General features: G+C 56.5%; 14 protein-coding genes. 7 read left to right on the top strand and 7 right to left on the bottom strand.

Annotated features, from left to right (window positions below; all coding sequences use genetic code 11):
- Positions 1–14: 14 nt before the first annotated feature.
- Together ACQQCD_RS03950 and ACQQCD_RS03945 are read right to left on the bottom strand one after the other, a co-directional pair.
- Positions 15–800, bottom strand: a complete 786-nt coding sequence (locus tag ACQQCD_RS03950; RefSeq protein WP_430267105.1) for a sulfite exporter TauE/SafE family protein — start codon at positions 798–800, stop codon at positions 15–17.
- Positions 801–802: 2 nt separating this feature from the next.
- Complete coding sequence (locus ACQQCD_RS03945; protein WP_430267104.1) at positions 803–1,588, bottom strand: ABC transporter ATP-binding protein; 786 nt, start codon at positions 1,586–1,588, stop codon at positions 803–805.
- A 65-nt stretch (positions 1,589–1,653) separates the two neighbouring features.
- Here ACQQCD_RS03945 and serB point away from each other — a divergent pair, with 65 nt between their 5' ends.
- Positions 1,654–2,547 (top strand): phosphoserine phosphatase SerB, encoded by an 894-nt coding sequence (gene serB, locus ACQQCD_RS03940; RefSeq protein WP_430267103.1) that lies wholly within the window; start codon positions 1,654–1,656, stop codon positions 2,545–2,547.
- Here serB and ACQQCD_RS03935 read toward each other — a convergent pair.
- Complete coding sequence (locus tag ACQQCD_RS03935) at positions 2,533–3,333, bottom strand: SDR family oxidoreductase (protein ID WP_430267102.1); 801 nt, start codon at positions 3,331–3,333, stop codon at positions 2,533–2,535. The genes serB and ACQQCD_RS03935 overlap by 15 nt on opposite strands.
- 58 nt (positions 3,334–3,391) lie before the next feature.
- Complete coding sequence (locus ACQQCD_RS03930; RefSeq protein WP_430267101.1) at positions 3,392–4,117, bottom strand: beta-ketoacyl-ACP reductase; 726 nt, start codon at positions 4,115–4,117, stop codon at positions 3,392–3,394.
- A 165-nt stretch (positions 4,118–4,282) separates the two neighbouring features.
- On the opposite strand from ACQQCD_RS03930, the gene ACQQCD_RS03925 reads away from it, so the two are divergent.
- The 3 genes from ACQQCD_RS03925 to ACQQCD_RS03915 are packed head-to-tail and all read left to right on the top strand — an operon-like array spanning position 4,283 to position 5,916.
- Positions 4,283–4,753 (top strand): DUF3099 domain-containing protein, encoded by a 471-nt coding sequence (locus tag ACQQCD_RS03925; RefSeq protein ID WP_430267100.1) that lies wholly within the window; start codon positions 4,283–4,285, stop codon positions 4,751–4,753.
- On the top strand, positions 4,750–5,025 hold the full coding sequence (locus tag ACQQCD_RS03920; protein ID WP_430267099.1) for a hypothetical protein: 276 nt from the start codon (positions 4,750–4,752) through the stop codon (positions 5,023–5,025). Before ACQQCD_RS03925 ends, ACQQCD_RS03920 begins: the two co-directional genes overlap by 4 nt.
- Complete coding sequence (locus ACQQCD_RS03915; RefSeq protein ID WP_430267098.1) at positions 5,026–5,916, top strand: SURF1 family cytochrome oxidase biogenesis protein; 891 nt, start codon at positions 5,026–5,028, stop codon at positions 5,914–5,916.
- A gap of 19 nt (positions 5,917–5,935) precedes the next feature.
- On the opposite strand, the gene ACQQCD_RS03910 is transcribed toward ACQQCD_RS03915, so the two are convergent.
- Positions 5,936–7,534, bottom strand: coding sequence for an ABC-F family ATP-binding cassette domain-containing protein (locus ACQQCD_RS03910; RefSeq protein ID WP_430267097.1), 1,599 nt, complete (start codon positions 7,532–7,534; stop codon positions 5,936–5,938).
- Between the two features lie 165 nt (positions 7,535–7,699).
- On the opposite strand from ACQQCD_RS03910, the gene ACQQCD_RS03905 reads away from it, so the two are divergent.
- Genes ACQQCD_RS03905 through ACQQCD_RS03895 form a run of 3 tightly spaced genes read left to right on the top strand, consistent with a single transcriptional unit; the run spans position 7,700 to position 9,717 of the window.
- Positions 7,700–8,365, top strand: a complete 666-nt coding sequence (locus ACQQCD_RS03905) for a biotin transporter BioY (RefSeq protein ID WP_430267096.1) — start codon at positions 7,700–7,702, stop codon at positions 8,363–8,365.
- A gap of 3 nt (positions 8,366–8,368) precedes the next feature.
- Positions 8,369–9,106, top strand: a complete 738-nt coding sequence (locus ACQQCD_RS03900) for an energy-coupling factor ABC transporter ATP-binding protein (protein ID WP_430267095.1) — start codon at positions 8,369–8,371, stop codon at positions 9,104–9,106.
- Positions 9,103–9,717: an energy-coupling factor transporter transmembrane component T family protein gene (locus ACQQCD_RS03895; RefSeq protein ID WP_430267094.1), complete on the top strand. Its 615-nt coding sequence runs from the start codon at positions 9,103–9,105 to the stop codon at positions 9,715–9,717. The genes ACQQCD_RS03900 and ACQQCD_RS03895 overlap by 4 nt, the downstream gene beginning before the upstream one ends.
- Before the next feature lie 12 nt (positions 9,718–9,729).
- On the opposite strand, the gene ACQQCD_RS03890 is transcribed toward ACQQCD_RS03895, so the two are convergent.
- The gene (locus ACQQCD_RS03890; protein WP_430267093.1) at positions 9,730–10,956 is read right to left on the bottom strand and encodes a thiolase family protein; all 1,227 of its coding nucleotides are present in this window, start codon (positions 10,954–10,956) and stop codon (positions 9,730–9,732) included.
- Positions 10,953–12,374 carry a class I adenylate-forming enzyme family protein gene (locus ACQQCD_RS03885; RefSeq protein ID WP_430267092.1) on the bottom strand — a complete coding sequence of 474 codons (1,422 nt, stop codon included), beginning with the start codon at positions 12,372–12,374 and terminating at the stop codon, positions 10,953–10,955. The genes ACQQCD_RS03890 and ACQQCD_RS03885 overlap by 4 nt, the downstream gene beginning before the upstream one ends.
- Between the last annotated feature and the right edge of the window lie 45 nt (positions 12,375–12,419).

The following is a 12,419-nucleotide window of genomic DNA, read 5'->3' as shown; positions in this document are numbered from 1 at the left end:
ACGCTACGGCCAGCTCAGGCAAGCAACTTTGAAATCATGACCACAAGGGCCACCACGCCCAAAGCGAAGATGACCCCGCGCAGCACAGAAGGCTTCAACCTCTGTCCCACCTTAGAACCCACAATGCCGCCGATCAGGGAGCTGACAGCAATCAAAAGAACTACGTGCCAATTGATCCTGCCAAAGGCGAAAAGCAGGTAAGAGATGGCAGCCACCATGTTCACCGCTAGAACAAGAACATTCTTCATTGCGTTAGCGACTTGGATGGAACCAGCCATAAAAATGCCCAGGATGCCAACGAGCAGAATGCCTTGAGCAGCAAAAAAATACCCGCCATAGACGCCTGCGAGGAACACCAACGTCACGAGGGCAACGCCGTGCTTTCCCTGCTCGCTGACAACCTTGGGGTCATCCCTGCGCAGCTGAACCCACCGTTGGAGCCGTGGCTGAAAGAGAACCATTAAAAGTGCCACAACAATCAGAACTGGTGCAGCATATTGAAAAACAGTTTCAGGTAGGTGCAATAAGAGCCAAGCGCCGGTGATACCACCGAGAACAGACGCTGGCATCAGTTTCAATAAAACGTTGCGCGTGCCAACGAGTTGTTTCCGGTAACCCCATGCGCCGGAGACGTTCCCGGCCACCAACCCCATGGCGTTGCTCACCGATGCTGAGACCGGGGCCACCCCAATGGCTACGAGCACGGGGAACGTTACAAGCGTTCCAGAGCCCACCACGCTGTTGATGGTTCCGGCCCAAAGGCCAGCGAAAAATACCAGTAAGGAGTGCCACAACTCCATTATTAGTTGCTGGCTGTGGCGGTGTAACGCCCGTTGTTCTCCACTAACGTCAGAGAAAGACCAAAAGTCTCACTCAAATTTTCTTGCGAGAGGGTCTGCGCCAACGGTCCTGCGGCGACAATTTCGCCGTCGCGCAGAAGCAGTGCGTGAGTGAATCCTGGCGGTACTTCTTCAAGGTGGTGCGTTACAAGCACCATCGCAGGCGCCAGCGGATCCTTGGCCAATTCGCTCAACTGACGGACCAAATCTTCACGACCGGCCAAGTCCAAGCCTGCGCCGGGCTCATCCAGGAGCAAAAGTTCAGGGTCCGTCATCAGCGCACGTGCAATCTGAACACGCTTACGTTCACCTTCGCTGAGGGTAAAAAACTTTCGGTTCAACATGGGGCCCATTCCCCAGTCGTTGAGCAAAGCGAAGGCTCGACGCTCGTCGTCCTTCTCGTAGCCTTCTTGCCAACGGCCGGTCACGCCGTAAGCGGCAGTCACCACCACGTTCAGCACAGTTTCGTCGCCTGGGATGTTGTTGGCCAGTGCTGCTGAGGACAAGCCGATACGGGGGCGCAATTCAAAAACGTCGACGGCGCCAAGCACCTCATCAAGGATGCCCACTTCGCCGGAAGAAGGGTGCAGCCGGGCCGCAGCAATTTGGAGAAGAGTGGTTTTACCTGCACCGTTGGGCCCAAGCACTACCCAGCGTTCGCCTTCGTTGACTTGCCAGTTGATCCCCGCCAACAATTTTTTCGATCCACGAACAACGTTGACGCCAGCCAGTTCCAAAACATCACTCATAACAGAAGACACTAGGTTAAAACTCGGTTCTTTTGATAACCGCAACGCTCGCTAAGATTGCAGCCATGCCCTCTGTGCTCACCGCTCTCGTTTATGGTCCGTCCGTCTCCCCCGCTGACATTAATCAGATTCAAGCTGTTTTTATGGCTTCCGGGGCCACTGTTGAACCGGAAAAGCGTCAGAGAACAGAGTTTTTTGACCTTGTAAGCATGGAACTCAAGCACCCCCAAGACGAGGCAACAGCACTCGCAGCGCTGCGTTCCGCCGTCGCACCTTCCGCAACTGGCGAGGTTGATGTTGCCTTGGTGGCAAACACCTTGCGTCAATCTGAGCGGAAACTTTTGATCATGGATGTGGACTCCACACTGATCCAACAAGAAGTGATCGAACTCATTGCCGCCTACGCCGGCAAACGGGAAGAGGTTGCCGCAGTCACCGAAGCTGCCATGCAAGGAGAGCTTGATTTTGCGGAGAGCTTGCGAGCCCGGGTTGCCGTTTTGGCGGGCCTGCCTGAAAGTGTGCTGGATCAAGTCCGCCATGAAGTGGTATTGAGTCGTGGGGCCAGGAGCCTGGTTGAAGCATTCCACCAGGCTGGTCATGTGGTGGCACTAGTTTCGGGCGGCTTCAGCCAAATTTTGGCACCGATCGCCGCAGACCTGGGCATCACAAATTACCTAGCGAATGACCTTGAGATCGTTGACAGTCAGCTAACCGGGCAGGTCAGTGGAGCCATCGTTGACCGCGCTACCAAAGCACGGATGTTGCGCGAGTACTCAATAGCGGCTGGTATCGCGGCCGAGAACACCATTGCCGTTGGTGACGGCGCCAATGATTTGGATATGCTTGCGGCCGCGGGACTGGGGGTTGCGTTTAACGCTAAACCCGCTGTCCGCGCGGCCGCCGATGCTGCCATCAACATCCCTGACTTGGATGTTGTTCGTTACCTAGCTGGCGTCTGAGTTGCTCTCATCGCTGTTTGCTTTTTCGGCTTCAGCGGCGGCTGCAGCTTCGCGGTAATCGTTTCCGCCGACGTATTCCGTGTGACCGGATTCAACGTCTGCCGTAACCATTGCGGCTACCTCGGCGGCGAATTCCTGAACTGAATACAACTTGCCGGCCTGTGCGCGGCGAGCTTCGATTGCACCCGGGTTGGAGCGGTCCAGCAGTGTTGCCGTGACGGTTCCTTCGATCATGTCGCCGGAGACCACAACTAGCGAGATGCCCTTGTCCTCAAGGTTGGGCACCAGCTCACGCAGTGCGTCTTCACCTGCACGCTTGCTGCGGGCCACAGGCTCGTATTCCGGCATGGTGGGGACGCTGTTGATGAAGTGCGCCTGGTGGCTTGTAACAAACACCACTCGTGAGCCTTCCTGCATCAGCGGCACAGCAGCGTTAAGCATGTTGATCTGTGCATCACGGTTCAGCTTGAGTGCGTAATCCTCACCCATACCAGTTTCCATACCGCCAGACGCGTTCAGCACCAGCACGTCCAAAGAACCGAAGTTCTCCATAGCGGCACTTGCCAGAGCCTGAACACCCTCTTGGGTGGTGAGGTCTGCACCAACAGCAGCAGCGCGGCCGCCAGCGGCCTGAATTTCGGCAACAACTTTGTTGGCGCGCGGTGCCTTCTGCCGGTAATTAACGACGACGGCAGCGCCTTCACCGGCGAGGATCTTGGCAATATCGGCGCCAATTCCGCGAGATGATCCAGTGACAATTGCTGTTTTGTTATCGAGCAGTCCCATGTGGGCTCCTTCGTGTTGGCTTGAAAAGTTTTGGATTGTATTGAGCTAGTTTTTGAAATCAGTGACCCATACCAAGGCCACCGTCAACCGGGATCACAGCACCGGAAATGTACGAAGCCTCATCGCTTGAGATCCACCGCACCACCTTGGCCACCTCTTCAGCTTCGGCGTAGCGGCCAGCGGGAATTGTGGAGAGGTACTGCTTCTGAGTTTCCTCAGGTAGCTCGGCAGTCATATCAGTACGAATGAAGCCTGGAGCAACCACGTTTGCGGTGATCCCACGGGAACCGAGCTCGCGAGTCAACGACCGGGCGATTCCTAGGAGCCCGGCCTTGGAAGCGGAGTAATTGATTTGGCCGGGTGCTCCATACAACCCGGAAACGGACGAGATCAACACAACCCTTCCCTTGCGCATACGGATCATGCCCTTGGAAGCGCGCTTAATCACTCGAAATGCACCGCTGAGATTCGTGTCGATCACCGAGGTGAAGTCATCCTCGCTCATGCGCAGCAGGAGAGTGTCCTTGGTGATGCCAGCGTTGGCCACCAATACCTCTACAGGGCCATGAGCAGCCTCAACCTCAGTGAACGCAGCGTCCAATGACGCTTGGTCCGTAACGTCAGCTTGAACGCCCAGAATGCCTTCGGGTAATTCGCTGGGGCTGCGGAAGGTCACAGCAACCTTGTCACCGTTGGCCAAAAACTCTTTGGCAATGGCTAGCCCGATCCCTCGGTTGCCGCCAGTGATCAATACACTCCGGCCCGTTTGCTGTGCCTCTGACATACCTGTCTCCAACTCTTGTGTTCATGGTGCCCACCGAAACCTATGCCCTTGGCATGGTCCCAGCAGAAAAGTCTTTCGCACTGAATCCTATCTGCCCACGGGTTTTTGGCCTCAAGGTCACTGGTGAGAGAATGAACATGTCCTTTGGAGTGTGAATTTTTAGTCGTGAGTCCGCAACACAGCAGGTTCAACAAGAGCAGTGGCAATTCTGGCAACCCAGAAATTGCTGTCCACACAATTACCGACGCCGGCACAGCCCATTCCGAGGAAATGCGCCAACGAATGATTCGTTACGCACTTGCCATGGGAATCCGTATCGTTTGCCTCGGCCTGATCTTTGTGGTGGACGGCTGGTTCAAGATTCTGATGGTAGCTGGCGCCGTGTTTTTGCCATGGTTCGCCGTGGTTATTGCCAACGGTGGAGACAAAGCCGAAGTGCTTAGCGACTCCCTCCTTGACGCGGTTCCACAGCGGGAACTCGATTCCCCACTGACCCCCACTGCAACATCTTTTACGGACGAGCCCATACCCACTCCCGAGACGCTCATTGGTGAAATTGTGCCCAGCGACGACCAGCCCACGGATAAGACCACCGATAAGATCACGGATAAGACCACGGGGAAGTCCGGGCTATGAACCTCTTCGACATGCTGCCTCCGAGCGGCCAGCCCAAGTCATCCGTTTCAGCGGGCAGAACGGCCGTTGAAGATCAACGTTGCTCACGCAAAGGCTGCAAGGCTGCGGCCGATTGGCAACTCTTGTGGAATAACCCCAAGATTCACACACCTGAGCGTCGTAAGATTTGGCTGGCATGCCAGGATCACCGCGCATGGCTCGAAGATTATTTGCAAACCCGGGGGCTATGGAAGGAAACAATTCCTGTGACCCCGCAAGAGTCGAAGGCCTGAATGTACCGCTTTCTTTTTTCCAGCAAGTGGGTGGGCTACTTTGTGCTTGCTCTGATCTTCGCCACAGCCTGTGTCTTTTTGGGCCGTTGGCAAATGGACCGGCGCGCCGAGACGCTTGCCGGAATTGAACGTATTACCCAGAACTATTCGGCAACTCCTATCGAGTTCAGCGCCGCTAAAGAGCAGTTCAAGCAGTTAGATCCCGCCCGGGAATGGACTCAAGTTAAATTGCAGGGTCACTATGACGTTGCCGGCACCCGCGTGGTGCGCAACCGTCCGCTCAATGGCCAGCCTGGCTACGAAGTAGTGGTGCCATTTAAGACCGCTGACGGCAACACAGTGATTGTGGACCGTGGGTGGTTGCCCATCGGTAACCGTGAGGCTGGCCGCCCGGACTCGATTCCAGCACCGCCCTCAGGCGAGGTTACCGTCGTCGTACGTTTGAAACCCGGCGAGCCGGCACTCAACCGCGGCGCACCAGCTGGCCAAATCGCTTCAATTGACCTGCCAGATTACGCCCGCCAACTGGGCTACCCGGTACTGACCGGAGCCTACGGGCAGCTGGCTAGCGAATCCCCTGCGGTTGCGCAGATGCCTTCACCGTTCCCCATGCCATCCGTGGATGAGGGAACGCACTTGTCCTATTCCTTGCAGTGGTTCGCTTTTGGTGTGCTGATGTTTGTTGCCTTTGGTTATGCGGCGCGTCAGCAGGTCAAAAACGCAGCACTGGATGCACTGGACGCTGAAGAAGCAGCCAATGGCAAGACTGGGTACGTCCATGAGGCGCGTGCATCACGGAACTGGAATTCAAAGCCGTCATCTGCTCGTAAAGGAAAACGCCCCACGGCCGAGGAAGAAGAAGATGCTCTCCTCGACGCGCAGGGGTTCTAAAAGTTCCTGAAAGCGGCCTTTAGGCCAGGGTGATGAGATCCAGGTAATCCTGGTTCCAGTGGTCTTCCACACCGTCCGGCAGGAGGACCACACGCTCTGGGTTAAGGGCTTCAACAGCGCCTTCATCGTGGCTAACCAGTACGACGGCGCCACTATAGTTCCGCAGCGCGCCCAAGATCTCGGCGCGGCTGGCCGGGTCCAAGTTGTTAGTAGGCTCATCGAGCAGTAGTACGTTTGCGCTCGAGGCCACAATGGTGGCCAGTGCCAAACGCGTTTTCTCACCACCGGAGAGAACGCCAGCGGGTTTGTCTACGTCGTCTCCGGAAAACAAGAAGGAACCTAGGATGCCTCGCACCTCCGAGTCTTGCATATCCGGCGCCGAGGAGCGCATGTTCTCAAGCACGGAACGGTTTACGTCCAGAGTGTCGTGTTCCTGAGCGTAGTAGCCGATCTTCAGGCCGTGACCAGCAACCACCTTGCCGGTGTCCGGCTTGTCCACCCCTGCAAGCATGCGCAGCAAAGTGGTTTTACCGGCACCATTGAGTCCTAAGATGACCACCTTGGAACCGCGGTCAATCGCAAGATCCACGTTGGTAAAGATTTCAAGCGAACCGTAGGTTTTGCTCAAGCCTTCAGCGGTGAGAGGTGTTTTGCCACAGGGTGAAGGATCAGGGAAGCGCAACGCTGCAACCCGATCGTTTTCCCGGACTGCTTCCAAACCGCTGAGTAAACGCTCGGCGCGCTTGGCCATGTTCTGCGCTGCAACAGCCTTGGTGGCTTTGGCACGCATCTTGTTGGCCTGGTCAAAGAGGACCTGAGCCTTCTTCTCCGCGTTGGCGCGTTCGCGACGGCGCGCACGTTCGTCAGTCTCGCGCTGGAGCAAATAACGCTTCCAGTCCATGTTGTAAAAGTCGATCTGAGCGCGGTTAGCGTCCAGGAGGAAAACCTTGTTAACAGTGGCTTCAAGGAGCTCAGTATCGTGGCTGATCACAATCAGACCACCTTGGTGATTCTTGAGGAAATCACGCAACCAAGCGATGGAGTCAGCATCAAGGTGGTTAGTTGGTTCATCAAGAAGCATTGTCTCAGCATCCGAGTACAAAATCCGTGCCAATTCCACGCGGCGACGCTGACCACCAGAGAGCGTCTTCAGCGGCTGGTTCAGGATCCTGTCCGGCAGAGCAAGGTTAGAGCAAATGGCTGCGGCTTCAGCCTCGGCAGCGTATCCACCAGCCGAGAGGAACTCTGATTCCAGACGGTCGTAGGCGTTCATGGCCTTGCGCTGGACTGCCTCATCCTCGCTGGCCATTTCCTCTTGTGCAACCCGCAGTTTGGCCACCGCAACATCCAAGCCACGGGCTGCCAAAATACGATCCCGGGCCAGCTGCTCCATGTCAGGCGTACGTGGGTCCTGCGGCAAGTAGCCAATTTCGCCGGAACGAGTGACTTTTCCTGCCGCGGGAAGACCTTCACCAGCGAGCACCCTGGTTAATGTGGTCTTACCGGCACCGTTACGGCCCACCAGACCAATCTTGTCGCCTTTGTCGATCCGGAAGCTGACCTGATCCATCAGCAGCCGGGCGCCGGCGCGCAATTCAAGATCTTGGACAGTAATCACTACAGAACGAGCCTTTCAAAGGGATGGTGCCGGAGGACGGCCTGTACAAGTCTACCGGCCACATGTGTCTGTTCACTCCAGACTGGGGACCATCCCTTAGTAGTTGTTCTACAAAGTGCGTTGTGTCATAGCCACATAACCTCGTGTTTAGAACGTTTTTACCCCATGAACACAGTTTTTTTGGACAGGACTTCCGTGACCGATTCCACTTCTCGTGCCAAAGACTTGGCGCTTATCGCTGTCTTTGCTGCCATCGTTGCCGCCTCAGTTGCCGTTCCGGGCATCCCCCTGGGGGGAGTAGGTGTGCCCATCACTCTGCAGACCTTTGCCGTGTTGTTAACGGGAATGGTCTTGGGCGGACCGCGGGCTTTTGCCGCCGTGTGTCTTTATGTTTTGCTGGGACTGGCAGGGGTGCCAATTTTCAGTATGGGCCGCGCAGGTTTAGGCGTTCTAGCAGGCCCGTCGGCTGGCTACATCATCGCTTTCCCCTTTGCGGCTGCTCTGGCCGGATTCTTTGCCAGCTATGTTCTCCGCCGCGGCCTCACCCCTAGGGTGCTGTGGCTCTTCGCCTGCGGCATTCTTAGCAGCATCCTTTTGATCCACACTTTGGGTTCTCTAGGGATCGCTATCAATACCAAAGCGACTCTTGGCCAGGCATTTCTTTCCGACCTTGTTTTTTACCCGGGCGATGTGATCAAAAACATTCTCGCCGCAGTGGTTGCCACAGCACTGCACAGGGCTTTCCCGGATGTATTGGTCCAGCCTTCGTTGCGGAAAAGCAAGCAACACCGTAATGGCGAAAACGCCAGGCTTGCTCAGGACGCCCAGTAATCTATGCCGAAAATTTCCTTTGAGGACATCTCGCTGAGTATTCCGCTGGACCCTGCGTCCAACAAAAGACCAGCAGCCTCAGATGTTTACGCGGGGTATAAAACCGTTTTGTCCAAGATTTCACTGGAACTGAGCAATTCTAGGACGGCCGTGATTGGGGCCAATGGTTCCGGCAAATCAACGCTCCTGCGTATGGTCAACGGCTTGGTACTGCCAACGTCCGGGCGGGTGATGGTGGATTCCTTGGACACACAACGGCACGGGCGCGCCATACGGGAAGTTGTTGGTTTTGTTTTCACCGATCCTCTGTCTCAACTGGTGATGCCCACTGGGCGTGAAGATATCGAATTATCTCTACGGAAAAAGCACCGTCGCATTGACGATAGGCGTGAACAAGCAAAGGCCGTTCTGGAGCGTTTTGGGCTCAGCCGGCTCGCCGATCAGAGCGTGTATGAACTCTCCGGAGGTGAACGCCAGCTCATGGCGCTAGCCTCAGTGTTGGCCACCGAACCTGAGGTGGTTGTTTTGGACGAACCATCCACACTTCTAGACCTACGCAACCGTGAGCTACTTCGCCGAACACTGTCCGCGCTCCCCCAACAACTCATCGTTTCCACTCACGATTTGGAGCTCGCTACTGATATGGATCGGGTTCTGGTGGTTGAGAACGGAACCGTAGTGTTCGACGGCGTCCCTTCAGCAGGCGTGGACTTTTACCGTCACTTGTGTGGTGCTGGATGAACCCCCGCTCTTTAGCTATAGGCAACTACGTTCCTGGCACGTCTTGGTTGCACAGAGCACCGTTGTGGGCGAAGGTCTTGGGCTGCGTGGCGGCCGGGTTGTGCACTTTTGTGGTGCGGGATCCCTTGATCAGCGGCGGACTAGTGCTGCTTGCTCTGCTAGCGTTTCTGAGTTCCGGGATGGGGCTACGTAGTTTAGGGCGCTTAGTTGTGACCTCTGGGGTGGTGCTGGTGTTGATTGGTGTGATCCAGTGGTGGCAGATCGGCTTAGCCGCGGCTGCCACCATAGTGCTGAACATTTTTCTGTGTGTGGTGTGCGCTGCGATTTTGACAGCAACAACGCCTTTGACAGTGCTGATTGATGGGTTGGTCTCCGCTGCGAAGCCGTTTCAACGCCTCGGTGCAGACCCAGAAAGGTTCGCCCTGGCCGTTGCGATTATGCTCCGCAGCATCCCCTACCTACTAGGAACGTTTGCCCAGGTGCGGGATGCAGCTCGTGCTCGGGGGCTTGAACGCAGCCCGCGTGCTCTTCTGCTTCCCACCTTTATTACTGCTGTGGCTTACGCACGGCGTACTGGCGAAGCACTCGCCGCCCGGGGTCTGGGTGACTAGCAGTTTGGGTGACTAGATCGCAGCGAGATCCAGTGCGTACTGAAAGTGGGCGGCCACTCCCAATCCACCTGCCCCGCTCATCAACGCGAGTGCTTCCTGACCGTTTATACGGTTGTGGTGGAGCTGGGACATTAATCGCACTACAAGGATGGCTCCTGATGCACCGTAGGCGTGGCCTAGGGCAAGAGCGCCACCGCTACGGTTGGCCTGCGAAGGATCAAGGCCCAGTTCATACAAACAAGCAAGTGTCTGAGCGGCAAATGCCTCGTTGAACTCGATCAGAGAACCAGCCGGCCAATGACTTTCGTCCTCCATTCCCCCACTGACCCTAAGTTTTTTGGCGGCTGCAGCTGCGCCTAGGCCTAGTAGTTCCGGGCTAACTCCGGCACTTGCAGCTTCAACAAAGACCATGCCGGAACTGATCCCAAATTGTTGAGCTTGTGCAAGGGACATCACCAGAACGCCAGCAGCAGCGTCGGCATCAAAACATGAGTTCCCTGCTGTTACCGTCCCGCCTGAAACAAAAGCGGGCGGAAAACGACTGAGAATTCCAGCGGTGAGACTCGCTCGTGGACCGTCGTCATGCGCGAGGCACCACTGACCCTGGGTAGTTTCTCCCGCGAACGTACCGCGAGTGATCGATTCAAGAGCGTGCTGATGGCTCCTCAAAGCGAATTCGTCTTGGGACTGCCGCGAGATTTTCGAAAATACTGCAACGTTCTCCGCAGCAATGCCCATGTCTGGATCCCCGCTTCCATCGGCGGCAATTGGTGCAAATTGTGCCCGCGAATACGGCGTCAAAGAATTGTCTGCTCCGCGTGTGGCACGAAGTGGAGCAGTTGAGATGCTCTCGCCGCCACCAGCCAGGTAGATTTCCCCAGCGCCAGCTTGAATGTACCGGGCAGCCATAACGATCGCGTCCAGCCCGGAGGTGCACTGCCGGTCTACCGTGAGAGCAGGAACTGATGGAGGTATCCCGGCTTCTAAAAGTGACAGCCTGGCCGGGTTACCGCTGCCGCCCACAGCATTGCCCATAAGGACTTCTGTGATGCTCGTGCCGGGAATGTCAGTGGTGTTGAGGAGTCCTTCCCACACGGCTGCCATAAGCTCGTGGACCTTGACGTTCCGCAGTTGGCCGCCGGCGCGGCAGATGGGAGTGCGTAGTCCGGCCACCACTACAGGGATTCGCTGCGGGTCCCCAGCTAAAGGTTGCTGAACAGCAGCAGGGAACCGCGTCACAACAGGAGCCTCAGTAATGATGCGTTGTTAGTAACCCACTCGCGCAAAATAGCACGGCTGACTTTGCCTCGATCGGTCAACGGCAAGGTGCTCAGCGAATAAAACTGGAGTGGTTGTTTGGACTTGTCCAGAACCGAATCGAGCCCAAGGCGCAGTTGCGCGGCACTCACGGCGCCGTGCGAAGGAACAATCGCAGCAATGATGCGTTCGCCGCGCATTTCATCCTTGACTGACGTCACAACGGCTGCTTCAACACCCGGAAGTGAGCTCAGTGCCACTTCCACTTCTTGCGGATAAACATTGCGCCCAGCGGAGTTCATCATGTCTGATGATCGGCCCAAAAAGTGGAGACCATCCTCGCCTATGTAGCCTCTGTCCCCTACTGTGGCCCAGTCACCGTTTCGTCGGAAGGCTCGTCCGTCATCGCCCCACAAATAACCGTCGCTGATCATTGGGCTACGCACCGCGATGCTGCCTTCAGTGCCAGGCGGTACTGGTGTCCCGTCGTCGTCCTGAATTCGAAGCTCAACACCGGGGAAAGGTTCGCCCAATAGCGACGCCGGCACGGGGCCATCCCCCGCTGGGCCCGCCGGTGTTCGGGTACCGCTGACAAAGCTCAGCTCTGCTGCACCGTAATACTCAAAGATGTCGGCGTTGGGTGCCCAGCGGCGTGCGGCATCCAGGGTGCGCGCATCAAGTTTGGCACCGGCACACACAATGGTGCGCAGCGAAGAAGCGTCAACAGAACCTTGAATGCCGCGCTCGCTCAAAAGGCGCAGAGCCGTGGGAGCCACAACAAGCCGGGTGATGCCGTCATAAACAATTGACGCATGCGCCTCGCCAACATCAAAGACATCGAGCCCAAAGAACGGTGAGCCAGCATAAAGGCACTCAGAAAGCGCATAAAGATTCAAGCTTGAATACAGTGGGCCCGGAGCGAGAGTCCTGTCACTGTCACGCAGACCAAAAAAGTTGATCGACGAGTCAAACGATGCCTGCCATGAACCGCGTGAACGCAAAAACCCTTTGGGGACCGAGGCAGTTCCGGACGTCAAACCAATCAAAAACGGGCTTCCCGCGGGACCATCTTCAAACGTTCCTGTGGGTGGATTCCCAGGAGAGCTACCATCCGCTGAAGCCCTGACCTCGGAAAGTTTGACGCGTATCTGTTCGGTCACTGTAGCAGGGCTTTTGGGGTCCAGAACAGCGCAAACACCACTTCCTGCTACCCCAGCGACCCAGCGGGCCACAAAGTCTAGGGAGTTCTCTGACTCAAGGATAGTCAGCGGCTCAGAACTCAGCCGCAGAGTGGCTTGCTCAACCAATTGCTCCCAGCTCCAACGAGAATCGCCAATGGCCACGGCTGGCGCGCTTGCACGCTCTTGGCTCCAGCGCCGGAGGCGGTTCAGGAAAGGCATTCCGCAATTTTAGCTGCAGAGTAACGCGCTCAGTGGGGCCCACCG

The organism is Pseudarthrobacter sp. J1763, assembly GCF_050490295.1.
GTDB lineage: Bacteria > Actinomycetota > Actinomycetes > Actinomycetales > Micrococcaceae > JBNPEO01.
This window is presented reverse-complemented; position numbering and strand designations above follow the sequence as displayed.

Excerpts from the sequence above, each read along its gene's own strand:
- ACQQCD_RS03950 (WP_430267105.1), bottom strand. The coding sequence starts at position 800 with ATGGAGTTGTGGCACTCCTTACTGGTATTTTTCGCTGGCCTTTGGGCC.
- ACQQCD_RS03945 (WP_430267104.1), bottom strand. The coding sequence starts at position 1,588 with ATGAGTGATGTTTTGGAACTGGCTGGCGTCAACGTTGTTCGTGGATCG.
- serB (WP_430267103.1), top strand. The coding sequence starts at position 1,654 with ATGCCCTCTGTGCTCACCGCTCTCGTTTATGGTCCGTCCGTCTCCCCC.
- ACQQCD_RS03935 (WP_430267102.1), bottom strand. The coding sequence starts at position 3,333 with ATGGGACTGCTCGATAACAAAACAGCAATTGTCACTGGATCATCTCGC.
- ACQQCD_RS03930 (WP_430267101.1), bottom strand. The coding sequence starts at position 4,117 with ATGTCAGAGGCACAGCAAACGGGCCGGAGTGTATTGATCACTGGCGGC.
- ACQQCD_RS03920 (WP_430267099.1), top strand. The coding sequence starts at position 4,750 with ATGAACCTCTTCGACATGCTGCCTCCGAGCGGCCAGCCCAAGTCATCC.
- ACQQCD_RS03915 (WP_430267098.1), top strand. The coding sequence starts at position 5,026 with ATGTACCGCTTTCTTTTTTCCAGCAAGTGGGTGGGCTACTTTGTGCTT.
- ACQQCD_RS03905 (WP_430267096.1), top strand. The coding sequence starts at position 7,700 with ATGAACACAGTTTTTTTGGACAGGACTTCCGTGACCGATTCCACTTCT.
- ACQQCD_RS03900 (WP_430267095.1), top strand. The coding sequence starts at position 8,369 with ATGCCGAAAATTTCCTTTGAGGACATCTCGCTGAGTATTCCGCTGGAC.
- ACQQCD_RS03895 (WP_430267094.1), top strand. The coding sequence starts at position 9,103 with ATGAACCCCCGCTCTTTAGCTATAGGCAACTACGTTCCTGGCACGTCT.
- ACQQCD_RS03885 (WP_430267092.1), bottom strand. The coding sequence starts at position 12,374 with ATGCCTTTCCTGAACCGCCTCCGGCGCTGGAGCCAAGAGCGTGCAAGC.